This window comes from Mycolicibacterium brumae, from assembly GCF_025215495.1.
Classification (GTDB): domain Bacteria; phylum Actinomycetota; class Actinomycetes; order Mycobacteriales; family Mycobacteriaceae; genus Mycobacterium; species Mycobacterium brumae.
In genome coordinates this window covers 2602091-2618684 of record NZ_CP104302.1, presented here as the reverse complement: position 1 = coordinate 2618684, position 16594 = coordinate 2602091, and the positions used below count along the sequence as shown (strand labels likewise).

The 16594-nt window shown below is 69.0% G+C and carries 16 protein-coding genes and 1 pseudogene; 6 read left to right on the top strand and 11 right to left on the bottom strand.

The genetic code is table 11. The features are described 5' to 3' along the window. Window positions 1-24: 24 nt before the first annotated feature. Window positions 25-417: a DUF732 domain-containing protein gene (locus L2Z93_RS12735; RefSeq protein ID WP_234786208.1), complete on the bottom strand. Its 393-nt coding sequence runs from the start codon at window positions 415-417 to the stop codon at window positions 25-27. Between the two features lie 257 nt (window positions 418-674). On the opposite strand from L2Z93_RS12735, the gene L2Z93_RS12730 reads away from it, so the two are divergent. Next, complete coding sequence (locus tag L2Z93_RS12730) at window positions 675-1283, top strand: mycothiol-dependent nitroreductase Rv2466c family protein (protein ID WP_090591389.1); 609 nt, start codon at window positions 675-677, stop codon at window positions 1281-1283. Here the strand turns inward: L2Z93_RS12730 and L2Z93_RS12725 are convergent. Then, window positions 1283-1378 (bottom strand): annotated as a pseudogene (locus L2Z93_RS12725) (aldo/keto reductase); the annotation flags it as partial. The gene L2Z93_RS12730 and the pseudogene L2Z93_RS12725 sit on opposite strands and share 1 nt — an antisense overlap. Before the next feature lie 92 nt (window positions 1379-1470). Between L2Z93_RS12725 and L2Z93_RS12720 the strand changes: the two are divergent. From L2Z93_RS12720 to L2Z93_RS12710, 3 genes are read left to right on the top strand one after another with little or no spacing between them, the layout of a single operon-like run. Further along, a complete protein-coding gene (locus tag L2Z93_RS12720) occupies window positions 1471-1950 on the top strand; it encodes a ribose-5-phosphate isomerase (protein WP_090591392.1) in 480 nt (159 codons plus the stop codon). 10 nt (window positions 1951-1960) lie between these two features. Further along, window positions 1961-2767 (top strand): Fpg/Nei family DNA glycosylase, encoded by an 807-nt coding sequence (locus L2Z93_RS12715; RefSeq protein WP_090591396.1) that lies wholly within the window; start codon window positions 1961-1963, stop codon window positions 2765-2767. A gap of 27 nt (window positions 2768-2794) precedes the next feature. Further along, on the top strand, window positions 2795-4459 hold the full coding sequence (locus L2Z93_RS12710) for a Na+/H+ antiporter (RefSeq protein WP_090591399.1): 1665 nt from the start codon (window positions 2795-2797) through the stop codon (window positions 4457-4459). 6 nt (window positions 4460-4465) lie between these two features. Here L2Z93_RS12710 and L2Z93_RS12705 read toward each other — a convergent pair whose 3' ends face one another. Beyond that, window positions 4466-5284, bottom strand: a complete 819-nt coding sequence (locus tag L2Z93_RS12705; protein WP_370745905.1) for a DUF1542 domain-containing protein — start codon at window positions 5282-5284, stop codon at window positions 4466-4468. A gap of 59 nt (window positions 5285-5343) precedes the next feature. Beyond that, window positions 5344-6525, bottom strand: coding sequence for a serine hydrolase domain-containing protein (locus L2Z93_RS12700; RefSeq protein WP_090591406.1), 1182 nt, complete (start codon window positions 6523-6525; stop codon window positions 5344-5346). 133 nt (window positions 6526-6658) lie between these two features. On the opposite strand from L2Z93_RS12700, the gene L2Z93_RS12695 reads away from it, so the two are divergent. Continuing rightward, window positions 6659-8239: an aspartate:alanine exchanger family transporter gene (locus L2Z93_RS12695; protein ID WP_090591641.1), complete on the top strand. Its 1581-nt coding sequence runs from the start codon at window positions 6659-6661 to the stop codon at window positions 8237-8239. Here L2Z93_RS12695 and L2Z93_RS12690 read toward each other — a convergent pair. From L2Z93_RS12690 to L2Z93_RS12675, 4 genes are all read right to left on the bottom strand, one after another. Further along, complete coding sequence (locus L2Z93_RS12690; RefSeq protein ID WP_090591645.1) at window positions 8236-9453, bottom strand: serine hydrolase domain-containing protein; 1218 nt, start codon at window positions 9451-9453, stop codon at window positions 8236-8238. The two genes, L2Z93_RS12695 and L2Z93_RS12690, sit on opposite strands and share 4 nt — an antisense overlap. Before the next feature lie 61 nt (window positions 9454-9514). Further along, the gene (locus L2Z93_RS12685) at window positions 9515-11692 is read right to left on the bottom strand and encodes a glutamine synthetase III family protein (RefSeq protein ID WP_090591410.1); all 2178 of its coding nucleotides are present in this window, start codon (window positions 11690-11692) and stop codon (window positions 9515-9517) included. A 117-nt stretch (window positions 11693-11809) separates the two neighbouring features. Continuing rightward, complete coding sequence (locus L2Z93_RS12680) at window positions 11810-11998, bottom strand: hypothetical protein (protein ID WP_090591414.1); 189 nt, start codon at window positions 11996-11998, stop codon at window positions 11810-11812. Window positions 11999-12125: 127 nt separating this feature from the next. Continuing rightward, complete coding sequence (locus tag L2Z93_RS12675) at window positions 12126-12668, bottom strand: AMIN-like domain-containing (lipo)protein (RefSeq protein WP_090591418.1); 543 nt, start codon at window positions 12666-12668, stop codon at window positions 12126-12128. A 199-nt stretch (window positions 12669-12867) separates the two neighbouring features. Between L2Z93_RS12675 and L2Z93_RS12670 the strand changes: the two genes are divergently transcribed. After that, window positions 12868-13245 carry a nitroreductase/quinone reductase family protein gene (locus L2Z93_RS12670; RefSeq protein ID WP_090591422.1) on the top strand — a complete coding sequence of 126 codons (378 nt, stop codon included), beginning with the start codon at window positions 12868-12870 and terminating at the stop codon, window positions 13243-13245. 39 nt (window positions 13246-13284) lie between these two features. On the opposite strand, the gene L2Z93_RS12665 is transcribed toward L2Z93_RS12670, so the two are convergent. The 3 genes from L2Z93_RS12665 to L2Z93_RS12655 are packed head-to-tail and all read right to left on the bottom strand — an operon-like array spanning window position 13285 to window position 16469. Further along, window positions 13285-14565: a GAF domain-containing protein gene (locus L2Z93_RS12665; protein ID WP_090591426.1), complete on the bottom strand. Its 1281-nt coding sequence runs from the start codon at window positions 14563-14565 to the stop codon at window positions 13285-13287. 23 nt (window positions 14566-14588) lie between these two features. Further along, window positions 14589-15383 (bottom strand): acetoin reductase, encoded by a 795-nt coding sequence (locus tag L2Z93_RS12660; RefSeq protein WP_090591430.1) that lies wholly within the window; start codon window positions 15381-15383, stop codon window positions 14589-14591. A gap of 39 nt (window positions 15384-15422) precedes the next feature. Continuing rightward, window positions 15423-16469, bottom strand: coding sequence for a 2,3-butanediol dehydrogenase (locus L2Z93_RS12655; protein WP_090591437.1), 1047 nt, complete (start codon window positions 16467-16469; stop codon window positions 15423-15425). Window positions 16470-16594: the final 125 nt, after the last annotated feature.

Genomic DNA, 16594 nt, shown 5'->3' with positions numbered 1-16594 from the left:
TGGCGCGGCAGTGGGCGGCGGCGTCTACAGGCCGGGGATGTTCATCCCGCGCAGCGAGGCCATCTGGTCCAGGAAGCTGCCGTTGCCGATGGAGTTGATCATCTGCGGGCAGTAGTGCTGGATGGCCAGGCCGGCGAAGAACCCGGCCAGAAACGGTGGCACACCGCCGTTGCGGGCGGTGGCGACGGCTTCGGCGAAGCTCGACCCGGGTTTGACCAGCGCCGGGCAGATGGATCGGCCGAGCGCCTCGGTGGTGGCCGGGTCGGCGGTCGAGACACCGGCGGTGCGCAGCGAGTTCAGAAACGACGTGTCGGCCGGGTCTGCGGCGGCGGGCGCGGCTGCGGCGATGGCCAGCGTTGTGGTGGCTGCGGCGGTCATCGACAGCAGGCCGGCGGCGCGGCGGGAGCGGATGGTCATGTCGGGCTCCTGATTTCGTTCGGTGGGAACCTGTCGGCAGCCCTTGGTCTCACTCAGATAACAAATGTCGCTTTGGTAACAATGGCCTGCCTAGATCACAGGAGCAACACGGTTTGGTCAGCGTTTGCACACGATGCGTGTCGCTCCCACTGCAATGGTTATCGACGTAGTGTCGCCGTTGTTACCCGGACCGGGAACACCGGCGCCGCGCGAGGGGTTGTCCACGAAGAGCAGCCACCGATTGAGAGGACCGTTGAATGTCAGAGAAGTCCCGCGCCGATTTCTGGTTCGATCCGGCCTGCCCGTGGTGTTGGATCACCTCGCGCTGGATCCTGGAGGTGGAGAAGGTCCGCGATATCGACGTGCGGTTCCACGTGATGAGCCTGGCCGTGCTCAACGAGGGCCGTGAGCTGCCGCCGGAATACCGCGAGCTGATGGAGAAGGCCTGGGGCCCGGTCCGGGTGGCCATCGCCGCCGAACAGACCGTCGGCCCCGACGCGCTGGGCCCGCTGTACACCGCGATGGGCACGCGCATTCACAACCAGGGCGTCACCGATCTCGACGTGGTGATCAACGAATCGCTGGCAGACGCCGGGCTACCCGCCGAACTGGCCGCCGCCGCGACCTCCACCGAGTACGACGAGGCGCTTCGGGCCAGCCACCACGCCGGTATGGACCCGGTCGGAACCGACGTCGGCACCCCGACCATCCACGTCAACGGGGTGGCGTTCTTCGGCCCGGTGCTGTCCCGGATCCCGCGCGGCGAGGAAGCCGGCAAGCTCTGGGACGCCTCGGTCACCTTCGCCTCCTACCCGCACTTCTTCGAGCTCAAGCGCACCCGGACCGAGGGGCCGGAATTCGACTGACGGATCCGCGCGTCGATCGCGCCGCCGTCGTAGAACGACGCGGTGTCGATGTGGTTGACGCCGAGTTCGACCGCCCGGTGATTGATGTCGGCCATGTCAGCTCCCAAAGCAGCGGTCGGGTGTCACCGCGACGATACGTGTGCCACTGGTGGCGGGCCGTCGAACCAGGAGCTATAGGGTTACCGTCATGCGCGTTTACCTCGGCGCCGATCACGCCGGATACGAACTCAAGCAGGCCATCTTCGAGCACCTCAAGGCCACCGGACACGAGCCGGTGGACTGCGGCGCCTTCGCCTACGACCCGGTCGACGACTACCCGGCGTTCTGTATCGACGCCGCCCGCCGCACCGTCGCGGACCCGGGCAGCCTCGGCATCGTGCTGGGCGGCTCCGGCAACGGCGAGCAGATCGCGGCCAACAAGGTGCCCGGCGCCCGCTGCGCGCTGGCCTGGAGCACCGAGACCGCGGCGCTGGCCCGCCAGCACAACAACGCCCAGCTGATCGGGATCGGCGGCCGGATGCACAGCCTCGAGGAGGCGCTGGCCATCGTCGACACCTTCCTGGCCACGCCGTGGTCGGGGGAGGAACGCCACCAGCGGCGCATCGACATCCTCGAGGAGTACGACGTGACCCGGGTGGCGCCGCCGGTCCCCGGTGCACCCGCGTAACGACTGACGGATGCCCGAAGGGCACGTGCTGCACCGGTTGGCGCGGCTGCATCAGCGACGCTACGGCGGCAAGCCGGTTCGGGTCGGCAGCCCGCAGGGCCGCTTCGCCGACGACGCGGCGCTGATCGACGGCCGGGTGCTGCGCCGCGCCGACGCCTGGGGCAAGCACCTGTTCCACCACTATGAACCCGGATTGGTGGCGCACGTCCATCTGGGCATCTACGGCGCGTTCAGCGAGTTCGCGCTGAACGGCCTCGACGGCCCGCCGGATCCGATCGGGCAGGTGCGGATGCGGATGCTGGGCCCCGACTATGGCGCCGACCTGCGCGGCCCGATGGTCTGCGAGGTGATCGACGAGGGCGGGGTCGCCGACGTGCTGGCCCGGCTCGGGCCCGACCCGCTGCGCGCCGACGCCGACCCGGCCGTCGCCTGGAATCGGGTCAGCCGATCGCGGCGCAGCATCGCCAGCCTGCTGATGGACCAGTCGGTGTTTGCCGGCGTCGGCAACATCTATCGCAGCGAGGTGCTGTTCCGGCACGGCATCGACCCCATGCGCCCCGGGGTGTCGATCAGCCGCGCGGAGTTCGACGCGATGTGGGCCGATCTGGTCGCCATGATGAAAGTCGGGGAGCGCCGCGGCCAGATCGTGGTGGTGCGCCCCGAAGACGATCACGGCGCCCCGTCCTACCGGGCGGGCCGGCCGCGCACCTACGTCTACCGGCGCGCCGGCGAAGCCTGCCGGATCTGCGGATCGCCGGTGCTGTTCACCGAACTGGAGGGCCGGAACCTGTTCTGGTGCCCGGCCTGTCAGCACTGAGACAGCGACGACGGGCACACTGGGCCGGTGGAACTGATCCTCGTCGTCGGCGCCGCCATCGTGATCGCCGCGATGGCGCATCGCCGCGGACTCGAACCCGCACTGGTCATCGTGGTGGTGGGCATTGCGGCGTCGTTCGCGCCGGACTTCGAGCCGCCGGAACTGGATTCGCACATCCTGCTGACCCTGGTGTTGCCGCCGCTGTTGTACTCGGCGGCGCTGAACTTCTCCTTCCCGACGTTCCGGCGAAACATCCGGCCGATCCTCGGTCTGGGCGTCGGGTTGGTGGTCATCACCGCCTTCACCGTCGCCGTGTTGTCCGACCGGCTCGACGCGGTGCCGATGACGTTCGCCGTTGCGCTGGTGCTCGGCGCGATCGTCGCCCCGCCCGACGCGGTCACCGCGGTGGCCGTCGGCCGAAAGCTCGGTCTGCCCCGACGGGTGATGGCGATCCTGACCGGGGAAAGCCTGATCAACGACGCCGCGGCGCTGACCCTGTTCAGCGTCGCCGTCGCGCATGTGGCCGGCGAACACATCTTCATCGAGAACCCGGCGCTGCTGTTCGGCTACAGCGCAGCGGTCGGCCCGCTGGTCGGGGTGGCGCTGGGCTACCTCACGCTGTGGATCCGCAAGCACCTCGACAATCCGGGTCTGGAGACCGCGCAGGGCCTGCTGGCGCCGTTCGCGGCCTACATCCTCGCCGAGCAGGCCCAGGCCTCCGGCGTGCTGGCCGTGGTGGCGGCCGGCTTCGTCGTCGGCAACGGCACTGTCGGCGCCCACTACAAGACCCGGCTGCAGGAGCGCTACGTCTGGGACTCCCTCGACGTGCTGCTGGAGGCGTTCGTCTTCGCCTACATCGGGCTGAACCTGCGTTTCGTGCTGCAGGAGCTCAACGAGGCCCACGACTCGGTGCTGCACGTGGCGGTGGCGTCGCTGTTGGTGTTGGTCATCGTGCTGGTGGTCCGCCCGGCCTCGGTGTTCCTGATGTTCGGGCGCCGGAAGCTGACCGATCAGGCCCGCGACCGGGTGCCGCTGCCCACGGTGGAAAACGGTGAGAGCGGGCGACGGCTGCGCTGGCGGGCGATCCGGCGCCGAACCGACCTACAGACACTGAGCTGGCAGGAGTCGGTGGTGGTGTCCTGGACCGGTATGCGCGGGGTGGTGACGCTGGCCGCGGCGGCCGCCATCCCGGTCACCACCGCCTCGGGGGAACCGTTTCCGGAGCGGGCGGCCATCCAGGCCATCGCCTTCACGGTGACGGTCGGGACGCTGCTGCTACAGGGCTCCACGCTGCCGGCGCTGATCCGGCGGCTGGGGGTGCGCGAGGACGCCGAGGCCGAGGCCGCCGAACTTCGGGCCGCCGCCGCGGTGGCGCAAACGGCAGCCGCGGGGGTGCTGGACGAGTTCCGGGCGAATCCGCCGGTCGGCCTGGACCCCCAGAGCGTGGACAGCATCAGCGCGACCATCACCCGGCAGTCCGGTGACGCCGAGAACGCGCCAGATCCCGATCAGCACACCCCGCGCACCCTGGTTTACATCCGGCTCTACCGGAAGGTGCTGCGGGCCCAGCGTGCGGCGCTGATCGCCGAACGCGACGCCGGCAATATCGAAGACGAAGTCACCCGGACCATGCTCGACCGGTTGGATCTGCAGGAAGCGGGCGTCAGCGCGCGGCTGCAGAGCCGACTCTGAGTGCGCTCAGAAGTCGCCGAAGCCGCCGCCGAAGTCCCCGAAACCGCCGCCGAAGTCGCCACCGCCGAAGCCGCCCCAGTCGCCGCCGACATCGCCGCCGCCGGAGTCCCAGCCGCCGTAATCGCCGCCGCCCGCGTCGCCGCCGTCGTAGCCACCGTCACCGCCGAGGTCACCACCGTCGCCGCCCTCGGCCAGGCCCTGCTCCAACCCGTCCTGGTAGCCGGTGCCGGGCATGCCGGCGAACAGCGCGCCGAACAGCATCATCGAGCCCACGCCCCAGGCGCCGGCGACCAGCGCGGTGCGCCACCACGGTTCGGAGTACCAACCGGCCGGCACCGGCCGGCCGGCGACCCGGCCGCCGGGGTAATAGTTCGGGGTGCGGTTCGACGGGGTGGGGGAGGCCTCGATCCGGCGGCCCTCGTACTCCACCGTGCGATCCTCGGTCACCGCGCCGGCCACTCGTTGGCCGGCCAGCGGCTCGGGATCCGGCCCGGGATCCATGCCCATCGCGACGCGGGCCGCCCGCACGTAGTACAGGCCCTCCAGCGCGCTCTCCTTCGCCAGCTTCGCCTGGGCGACGGTGTTCGCCTGGTCGATCTGCGAGCTCGCGGCGGTCAGCCGCTCGGCCGCGTCGGCCAGCGCTTGGCGGGACGGCTCGTCGACGCCGGTGAGCAGCATGGTCTGCCCGCCGAGACGCTCGATCACCCGGCGGGCGTCGGCCTTGGCGTCATCCAGGGCGGCCGCATTGCGCTTCGCGGTCTGGCTCGAGTTCCAGATCCAGAAACCGATCCCGGCGACGATCAGCACAACCAGCAGCGTCAGCATGTCCATGTCATCGAGACTAGCCGCGCGGCCGGTGGTCAGGGCGCTGAAGCGATCCGCCCCTAGAGAACGCCGAGCACCCGGTAGACCTCATCGGACAGCGCGACCGAACGTGGGTCGGCGTTGCACTTGGTGGCGTCGAAGTAGTTCATCACATACGAGTAGCCGATGCGGTGTTCCAGGTCGACGAACGCGAACGACCCGCCGGATCCGCCGTGGCCGAAGATCAGCGGGTTGGGACCGGCGACCATCCGCTGGTTGAGCATGTAGCCCAGACCCCAGCCATGGTCGGCGACCCGGGCGCCCAGAACCACGTCGGGGTCGAAGCCGCCCTGGGAGGCGCGGGCCCGGAACATGTGCTCGAGGGTGAGGATCTTCTCGCAGGCCAACGCGTTATAGAAGGTCGACATCCCGAGCGCGGAGACGTGGGCATTGGTGCCCGGGAACTCCGCGCGCCGCCAGGCGGCGATATCGCGAACGCCCAACTCGTCGTCGGGCAGGAATCCCAACGAGGCCGCCCAGCCCGCCATCGGGTGATCTCCGAGCCGCTGCGGCGGGGCGTCGATCCCGACCTTGCCGACGATCTCGCGGACGGTCGGCTTGTTCACCATCTCCGCGCACCGTCGGTGCTGCGCGTCGGGCAGCCCGATGTGCACGTCGGCGCCGTGAGGTTCGGCGATCTCGGTGCGCAGGTACTGGCTCAGGGTGCGGCCGGTGACCCGCCGCACCAGCTCGCCGAGAATGAATCCGAACGTTCCGGCGTGGTAACCCTGTGCGCCGCCCGGGGTCCACCAGGGTGAGGCCGCGGCGATCTGCTCGCACACCGCGTCCCAGTCGCCGACCTCCTCGGGCTCCATGGCGCGGCGCGGCGCGATCACCCCGGAACGATGTCCGAGCACCATCGCCACCGTCACGCCGGCCTTGTTGGACTGGGCGAACTCCGGCCAGTAGCTGGCCACCGGAGCGTCCAGGTCCAGCTCACCGCGCTCGGCCAGCAGGTGCACGCAGGTGCTGGTCAGGCCCTTGCTGCCGGAGTACACCGGGGCCAGGGTGTCCTGGGTCCAGGGGACGGCCCCCGCGGCGTCGGCGTGGCCACCCCAGAGGTTGACCACGAGTTGGCCGTCGACCCACACTGCGACGGCCGCGCCGAGTTCGCCGCGCTCGGAGAAGTTCTGTTCGAAAGCGGCTCGGACACCGGCGAACTCGGACGCGCAGCTCCCGGATACCGGAATGTCGTCGACCACGGTGTCTCCTCACCCGGCGCAGCAGCGGCGAATGCCGGAAACTCGAATGTATGAAAGGCGGTGCGGTGCGCGGTATCCCGCGAGACGGATCGGTTCCGAACCGTCGTCGTTTCGAGACTCATAGGGTGTGGTGGTGACCGGCGTCCTGCAGTTTCTGTCTGAGCAGCCGCTGATCACCATCGCGGTGGTGATCATGATCGGCACCGCGCTCGGCGCGCTGTCGGTGCGCGGCATCCAACTCGGCGCCGCCGGGATCCTGTTCGCGGCGCTCGGCCTGGCCGCCTGGGGCGCTTCGGCAGGTGTCGAGATCGAGGTCCCCGAAGCGCTCGGGTCGTTCGGCCTGGCGCTGTTCGCCTTCGCCACCGGCGTCATCTCCGGCCCCGGGTTCTTCGCCGCGATCCGCACCGCCTGGCCGCTGATGCTGTCGGTCGGCGGCGTCATCTTCGCCGCGGCCGCGGTGACCTTGATTCTCGGCCGGGCTATGGGATTGGACAATGACGCGATCGCCGGTGTCTTCGCCGGATCGCAGACCAACACTCCGGCGCTGGCCGCCGCCGGCGGTGGGGCGGAGGCCACCGTCGGATACGCCTGCGCCTACCTGTTCGGGGTGCTGGCGATGCTCGCCACCACCGCGTGGTCACTGCGCCGGGCGGCGTCGGACACCGACGCGCCGGCCCCCATCGTGGGCGCCACCATCCGGGTGGACCGCGACCAGCCGGTGCTCGCCGCCGACTTGCAGAACTGGATCGGCGGCAAGGTCAAACTCGTCCGGGTCAATCACGCCGGCGAGTCAGAGGTCAGCGCGGTGACCCCCGACACGGTCTTCGGCCACGGCGACAAGGTGTCGGTGGTGGGGGAGGACGACGACGTCGACGTGCTGGTCGAGCGGCTCGGGCACCGCTCCACCCACGACCTCACCGAGGACCGGTCCGACCTGGATTTCCGGCGGATCACCCTGTCGAACCCACGCTTCGGCGGGCGGCGGGTCGCCGACCTGCGGCTGGTCGCCCGGTACGGCGCGACGGTGTCGCGGGTCCGGCGCGGCGACGTCGACCTGGTCAGCACCCCGTCGCTGCGGCTGCAGCTCGGCGACCGGCTGCGGGTGGTCGCGCCGCCGGAGAGCATGCACGCCGTCACCGAGCTGCTGGGTGACTCCAATCGCGGTCAGACCGCGTTCGCCCCGGTGGCACTGGGCGCCGGGTTGGCGATCGGGCTGGGCATCGGCATGATCCCCATCTCGCTGCCGGGCGGGCTGACCGTCTCGATCGGCGCGGCCGCGGGCACCCTGCTGGTCGGGCTGGCGATGGGCCGGATGCGCCGGATCGGGCCGATCCTGACCAGCATGCCGGTCACCTCCGCGACCGTGCTCGCCGAGATCGGGCTGATGCTGTTCCTGGCGTATGCCGGGTGCAAGGCCGGCGGGATGATCGGGGTGGCGTTCGGCTCCGGGGAGGTGGTCCGGCTGGTGCTGGTCGGCGCCGCGGCCTCGGTGGTGGTGGCCCTCGGCAGTTACGCGCTCACCCGGTGGGTGTTCAAACTCGGCGGGGTGCGCAGCGCCGGGGTGCTCGGCGGGGTGCAGACCCAGCCGGCGCTGCTCGGCTTCGCCAATGAGCGCACCGGATACGACGCCCGGGTGTCACTCGGGTACGCGCTGGTCTACCCGACCGCGATGATCGTGAAGGTGATCGCCGCCCAGTTCCTGGTGATTCTCTAGCTCTGCGGCCGGGCCCCGAGCACGTCGCGGAACAGTGTCTGGCGCAACGCGAGTTCGCGGGGGTCGCTGATCAGGTGCACACCCAGTTTGTTCATCACGTAGCTGTAGCCGACGCCGGTGTCCGGGTCGGCGAAGCCGAACGAGCCACCGGCGCCGGGGGTGCCGAACGCGTCATCGGAGGAGCCGAACACGCTGAACGGCGTGGACTTGAGGAACCCGAGCGCGAACGCGGAATCGGTGTGCAACACCATGTCCCGCACCCCACCGGTCGGCGGCGTCGGTGCCCGCTTGAGTTCGCCGAACACTTCCGGCGTGAGCCCGAGCTGCGCGCCCCCGGTGGCCGCGTCGCCGTAGAGCTGGGCCACCGAGCGGGCGGTGCCGGTGCCGTTCGCGGCGGGCATCTCCACCTTCCGGACCTCGTCGTTGTTGAACTTCGACAGGTTCGACACACCCTTGACCGAACGCAGTGCCCTAAAACTCAGGCTCCGCGGATTGAACAGCGCGGCAACCATTTTCGGCGGGAACTTGTCCAGGTTCAGCAGCAGCCGGGTGAATGGCCAGGTGTCCAGCAGCGCCACCCGGTCCCGGTCCACCGAATCCGGTAAGCCGATATAGAAATCAAGCCCCATCGGCGCCGCGATCTCCTCGGCGAAAAACCTGCCGAGCGAACGGCCTGCGGGATCCACCCGCCGAATCAGCTCGCCCTCGTACCAGCCCAGCGTGATGCCGTGATAGCCGTGCCGCTCACCGGGCGGCCAATTGGGTTTCTGCGCGGCGAGCTTGTCGGCGAGTCGCGGCAGATCCGCCAGATCCCGCAGCGTCAGCGCCGGGTGGATCGCGGCCAGGCCGGCCTGATGCGCCAGCAGCTGGCGCACGCTCACTTCGGCCTTGCCGGCCTGGGCGAACTCCGGCCAGTAATCGGCCACCTTCGCCTCGTAGTCCAGCAGGCCCCGGGACACCGCCAGTGCGACCGCGAGGGAGGCAACGCCTTTGGTGGAGGAGAACATGTTGACCACGGTGTCTTGCGTCCACGGCGCGCCGGTCACGCCGTCGCGGTAGCCGCCCCACAGGTCGACGACCTTGCGCCCGTCCCGGTACACCGAGAACGCCGCACCCACCTCCTGGCCGCTGGACAGGTTCGCCCGGAACGCGTCGGCGACCCTGCCGTACCCCTCGTCGACTCCGCCGCCGAGCAGCACGGTGGGACGGCTCATCGGATCACCGTAGAGCACCGACTCGGGCTGTTGTGCCGAAACGGGGGCCGGACGCGGGCGCTCAGAGGATGTAGAGCATCTCCTGGTAGGTCGGAAGCGGCCAAAGGTCATCGGCCACAATGGTTTCCAGCGTATCGGCGGCGGCGCGGACGGCCTCGGTCGCCGGCAGCAGCGCCTTCTGGGCGTGAGTGGCCTCCTCGAGAGCCGAGGTGGCTGAATGATCGGACAACGCGGCCTTCAACGTGGCCAGTGCTGCGGTCAGTTCGGTGATCGGCGTCGAGACGGCTTGCAGCAGCGAGGTGTCGGCGTCGATGCCCGCTGCCTTCAGCGCGGCCACGTTCTGGGCGAGTTCGGTCTGATACCGCACGGCGGCGGGCAAGATCACCGTCGAGCCGATCTCCAGGGCCAGCTTGGCCTCCACCCCCACGGTCAGCGCGTACTGCTCCAGTCGCACCTCATAGCGACTGTGCAACTCGCGTTCCTTGAACACGCCGAAGCGCTCGAACACCTCGACGGCCTCCGGGGTGATCAGTTCGGGGATGGCGTCGAGGCTGGTCTTGAGGTTGGGCAGGCCGCGGGCCGCGGCCTCGATCTGCCAGTTCTCCGAGTAGCCGTCGCCGTTGAAGATGATCGCGCCGTGCTCGGTGATGATGTCGGTGAGCAGCGTCTGCACCGCGGTGTCGAAGTCCTTGCCCTCGGCGACGGCGGTCTCCAGCACCGAGGCCATATAGTCCAGCGAGTCGGCCATGATGGTGTTGAGCACGATCATCGGGACCGCGATGGTCTGGTTCGAGCCCGGCGCGCGGAACTCGAACCGGTTGCCGGTGAACGCGAACGGGCTGGTGCGGTTGCGGTCGCCCGGGTCGGTGGGCAGCGTCGGCAGGGTGTCGACGCCAATATGCATGATGCCCTTGCCTTTTGACGACGTCGCCGAGCCCTTGGCGATCTGCTCGAAGACGTCGGCGAGCTGGTCGCCGAGGAAGATCGAGATGATCGCCGGCGGCGCCTCGTTGGCGCCCAGCCGATGATCGTTGGTCGCCGAGGCCACCGAAACCCGCAGCAGTCCGGAGTACTTGTGCACGGCGCGGATGACCGCGGCGCAGAACACCAGGAACTGGGCGTTGTCGTGCGGATTGTCGCCCGGCACCAACAGCGAGCCCAGATCGGAGTTGCCGACCGAGAAGTTCACGTGCTTGCCCGAGCCGTTGACGCCGGCGAACGGCTTCTCGTGGAACAGGCATTCCATACCGTGCTTCTTGGCGATGTTCTTGAACACCGTCATCAGCAGCTGTTGATGGTCGGCGGCGATATTGGCCTTCTCGAACATCGGCGCGACCTCGAATTGTGCGGGCGCGACCTCGTTGTGCCGGGTCTTGGCGGGAATGCCGAGCTTGAACAGCTCCCGTTCGGTGTCCATCATGAACGCCAGCACGCGGTCGGGCACCGCGCCGAAGTAGTGGTCGTCGAATTCCTGGCCCTTCGGCGGCTTGGCGCCGAACAGGGTGCGGCCTGCGTTGATCAGATCCGGGCGCGCGACGAAGAAGTGCCGGTCCACCAGGAAGTATTCCTGCTCGGGGCCGCAGAACGAGACGACCTTGCCGACGTCGGCGTGCCCGAAGAGGCGCAGGATGCGCTCGGCGTGCAGTCCCATGGCCTGCTGGCTGCGTAGCAGCGGGGTTTTGTAGTCCAGCGCCTCACCGGTCATCGAGACGAACACCGTCGGGATGCACAGCGTGTTGCCGTTCGGATTCTCCAGGATGTAGGCCGGGCTGGTGACATCCCACCCGGTGTAGCCGCGGGCTTCGAAGGTGCTGCGCAGACCGCCGGAGGGGAAGCTGGACGCGTCCGGCTCGCCCTGGATCAGGGTCTTGCCGGCGAACTCGGCAAGCGTCTCACCGTCGGAGACCGGCTCCAGGAAGCTGTCGTGCTTCTCCGCGGTGAAACCGGTCATCGGGTAGAACACATGCGCGTAGTGGGTGGCGCCCTTGGACAGCGCCCAGTCCTTCATCGCCGCGGCGACCGCGTCGGCGACCTGAGGGTCCAGTTTGGAGCCCTTCTCGATGGTCGCGACGACGGACTTGTACACCGATTTCGGCAGCCGAAGCTGCATTTCGGCCTTGGTGAACACGTTGGCGCCGAAGATCGACCCCGGGGCCTCACTGGGGTCGAAACTGAACGGTGGGGGCACATACGCCTCGACGTTGTTGATGGCCGCAAGGCGCATTGCGTTTCCGCTCAAGGGACTACCTTCTCGTTTGGGACGGTCCCGTGGATGGCTCCCGGGACCTGGGATTCCTCCGGATGGAGGTTCCCGCCCACGCTAAGAAGGGTTCGTGGCGTTCCTGTTACGCGCGCGTCAACGCTGCGATGCGCACACCGCCCGCCGAAGGGGCATGCTCATCGAGGTCTGCCGCGTGTTGATGAACGCCCGCTGATCCTTGCTGCCGGCGAACGCCGCCACCGCGTGGTAGAACGCCTGCTGGAACGCCGAACTCATCAACTCGCCGTGCGTGATCGACAGCAGCACAAAGATGTCGGCGCCCACTGGGTTGAACGCTCAAGCGAAGTTCAATCGTCTGGTCGCGGTTTCCTCGGGGCCCAGCGACATGAGGTAGGGGTTGGCAGAGGCCTCCAGGATGGAGCAGCCGGCGGCGCGTGTCGTCCGGGTCTTTTCAAAAGGGGACTGAGCGTGTGGGATTGCGCCCGATTGCCCAACTCAGCATGCGCTCGAAGTCTCCGGCGGCGGTGGCCTGGGTGACGACGGCGGTGTCGCCGGTGACGGTCTCCGGGCCGAAGTAGGTGCGCGGATCGTCGGTCCAGCCGGCGGCGGTGGCGGGGGAGAACACGACCGGTAGGCCGGCCGTGGCGCCGGGCAGCGGGATTTCCAGCGCCGACGGGTCATGGTGCAGCGGCAGGGACCGATAGCCGATCCGATAGCCGGGGACGACGTCGGTGAACGCGAACACCACCCGGTCGAACCTGTCGTGCTGGCCGACCCGGACGTCGGACAGGTGCGCGTATGCGCCGGAGTCCGAGGCGCTGACATCGGTGGTGGAGAAGGCCGAATCTGAGCTGCTCGGCACGTCTGAGGTGCTCGCCACGTCTGAGGTGCTCGGCGTCGCAGCGACGTTCGGTTGCGCGGCCTCGGTCGCGGGCCGGCCGCACGAGGCCAGCGCGAGGACGAGCAGCACGACGGCCATCGCGCGGGCGCTCATCGTCCCAGGCTAGCGCCGCATGTCGCCTTTCGTCGCACCTGCAACGCCAACCTCAGCTTCACCATCGATGTGCCGGAGAGCTGTTCGGTTGTGACGGTAGGGCGAGGATTGGTTGATTTTTCGCCCCACCGTCACAAGCGTGGCTGCGCAGTCGCCTGCAGACAGCTCTGAGCGATGGTCCTGCCTCTACGCTGGGCCAATGAGCCTCAAACGCACTGTCGTGCACAACTTCCAGCGCCTGGTGGTCAACCCGCTGGGCCGCAAGCTCCCGATCACCATGCTGGAGACCACTGGGCGCAAATCAGGGCAGCCTCGGCACACCGCGATCGGCGGCAAGCTGGTGGGCAATTCGTTCTGGCTGGTCTCCGAGCACGGTGAGCACTCCGACTACGTCAAGAACATCAAGGCCAACCCCGCCGTGCGGTTGCGCCTGCGCGACACCTGGCGCAACGGCACGGCGGTGCCGCTGCCCGACGACGATCCGGTAGCGCGGCTGGGCCAGCTGCCCGGCGGGAACAGCGGTGTTGTGCGCCTGCTGGGCACCGACCTGCTGACCATCCGGATCGACCTGGACTGACGCCTCGCTCGTCTATGCGGCCTCACCGGGGACCCGCGGTCACATCCCATCCAGCCATTCAGCCCGAACGGCGGGCGACGTCGACGCGGGCAGCACACTGGCACGATCGGCCGGGTAGCGGACTTCGACGGTGACATCCGGCGCAAAACGGTACGGCCGACCCACGATCAGGCCCGCCAGCTGTTTGCGCAGCCGTGACATCTCGGCGCGGACGGTGACTACCCGGCTGGAGTCGCCGTAGAGCGCGGTGGCTAACTCGGTGGCCGAACGACCTCCCGGGCAGGTGGCCAACACCAGCAGAATTTCCGCGTGCCGCAGCGAGATGTCCCGCCGCCACGAGCCGAACTGCCCGACCATCTCCAGCGCGGCGCCGGGCGAACGCAGGTCCAACACCGCCCGCGACACCGGCGCGGTCGCGTCGTCGGAGGACACCCGCAGCAGCCAGCCTCCAGGCAGCAGTTCGGCGTCGCATGGACCCACCCCCGCGATCCACACCCGCCCCGGCGCCATCTGTTCGGGCAGCAGGACCCGATTGCGCAACGGCAGCGCGTCCACCGCGGCGACCCAGCCGTCGGTGTCGACGGCCAATGCCGGGGCGCCGACGCGCGCAAGGATCGGGGCCGCCACCGACCTCAGCCGGTTCAGCGCGACATAGTGCTGTTCACGCAGATGCGACTCGGCCAACCGTGCGACGGCGTCGACCAGCGCGACGGTGGTGGGATGCACGGTGGGCGCCGGGCCGGACACATCGGCCACGCCGATGACCTGACCGGTGCGCGGGTCGCGAATCGGGGCGCCGGCGCAGGTCCATGAATGATGGCTGCGCAGGAAATGCTCCGCGGAGAACACCTGCACCGCGCGCTGGGACACCAATGCCGTGCCGATGGCGTTGGTGCCGACCGCGTGCTCACCCCAACAGGCCCCTTCGACGAATCCGAGTCGGTCGGCGTTGTGCAGCACCGCCGGTGACCCGGAGCGCCACAGCACCCGACCCTGGGCGTCGGCGACCACCAGGATGTTGGCGCCTTCGGCGACGATCGACTCCAAGCCGCGGGACACCTGGTCGAGTACCGAGGCCAGCCCGGACGCGTGCCGCAGCATCTCCAACCCGGCAGACTCGACCACCGGTTGGACCGGCTGATCGGGGTGGACGCCGCTGGCCAGCATCCGCCGCCAGGAGTCGCCGATGACGGCGCGAGGCCGGGCCGGCGCCCGGGCGCCGGCCATCGTCGCGTCATAGACGGCCGACATCAGCCGCGCGTATGAGCGCGGGTCCTCGCCGACGGCGACCGCCGGCTCCGGCGCCGCCGAACCGTCCATCATCGACGATTCTGCTCCCCGTCTCAGCGATAGACCAGACCGCCGTCGATCAGCACCGATTGCCCGGTCATGTAATCGGCGTCGGGTCCGGCCAGATACGACACGAAGCCGGCGACGTCCTCAGGGGTCTGGGCACGTCCCAGCGCGATGCCGCCGACGTATTTGTCGTACGTCTCGCCCTCCGCGGCGCCGGTCAATGTGGCGAATCGCTTGTCGATCTCGACCCACATGTCGGTGCCCACCACGCCCGGGCAGTAGGCGTTGACCGTGACAGCCTCGGCGGCGTGTTCTTTCGCCGCGGCCTGGGTGAGCGCGCGGACGGCGAACTTGGTGGCGCTGTAGGGGCCGAGCATCGCGAAGCCGTCGTGCCCGGCGATCGACGACGCGTTGATCACCTTGCTGACCTTGCCATCCGCGGCGTTGCCCAGCGCGCGGAACTTCGCCACCGCCGCCTGGATGCCCCACAGCACGCCATCGACGTTGATCGCCCACAGCCGGCGCAATTCCTCGGGCGTGACATCGGCGATCGGGCCGACCATCGCGATCCCGGCGTTGTTGACCATGATGTCCAGCCCGCCGAGGGCCTCCGCGGCCTGGTCGACGGCGGCGAACACCTGGTCCCGATCGCTGACGTCAGCGGTGATGGCGGTGCTGGCGCGGCCTAGGGCGCTGATCTCGGCGGCCACCGCGTCGATGCCGCCGGCAGTCAGGTCGACGAGGGCGATGTCCGCCCCATCGCGGGCCAATCGCAGCGCGATGGCACGCCCGATTCCGCGCCCGCCACCGGTGACCAGTGCGACTTTGCCATTCAGGGACATGGGTTCTCCTGTCAGTTCACGTGATTGAGGTGCGGGAGTTCAGATGGCCGGGTCGACCAGGACCTTCATCTTCGCGCCGGCGTGCAGCGCCTCGAAGCCCTCGCCGACGACGTCGTTCAGGGCGATTCGGGACACCCAGCCGGTGGTGTCGTAGATTCCCGCGGCCATCAGCTCGATCACCGCCTCGAAGTCGGCTGCCGTGTAGCACAGCGAGCCCTGGATCCGGGATTCGTTGAGGACCAGGTTGAGAAGCGGTGTCTCGATGGGCCTTTCGTAGATCGCGACGCTGACCATCGGCTTGCGGGATCCGACGCAGGCAAGCGCGGTGCGGACCGCGGGCGTCACGCCAGCGGCGTCGAAGACGGCGTCGGCGCCGGCGCCGGCAGTGTGGTCGGAGACGAACGCCGGCACATCCGACTGGGTCGGGTCCAGGGTCTTGGCCCCCAGCGCCTCGATGGCCTGGCGCCGTGTCGCCGCCGGTTCGACGACGAACACGTCCTCGACGCCTCTGCCTCGCAACGCGAACCACAAGCCGATGCCGATCGGTCCGGCGCCGAACACCAGCGCAGTGTCGCCGGCGCCCGCCTCGCCGAGCGCGGCCGCGTGGTAGGCCACCGACATCGGCTCCACCAGCGCGCCCAGCTCGAGGGACACGTTCTCCGGCAGCCGGTGCAGCATGTCGGCGGGCACGACCGTGTACTCGGCCATTCCGCCGTCGGACATCAGTCCGTGGAATCCGATCTGTTGGCACACGTTGTAGTTGCCGGCGCGGCACGGCTGACATCGGCCGCACTTGTAGATCGGTTCCACCGCGACCCGGTCGCCCTCCGACCATCCGCGCACGCCGGCGCCGACGGCCGTGATGGTCCCGGAGAACTCGTGACCCATGGTCAACGGCAGCTGTCGATTGGTCAGCGGGTGGGGTTTGGTGGGCACAAAGATCGGCCCGGCGAAGTACTCGTGCAGGTCGGTGCCGCAGATTCCGTTGAACCCGACCTTCACCTTCACCGTCCCCGGGCCCGGTTCCGGCTCGATGACGTCGTCGATTTCCAATCGATTGGGCCCGTAGTACACGGCGGCTTTCATACCGGCAGTTCTATGTGACCGCCGACACAAGGAAAAGAGTTGCAGGGGGTTGCAACGTCGGGCGCGGAGCGGTGCAACCGTGTGCAACTCTTGTCACGGACACTGCGTCGGTGTGCGCTGTGTCA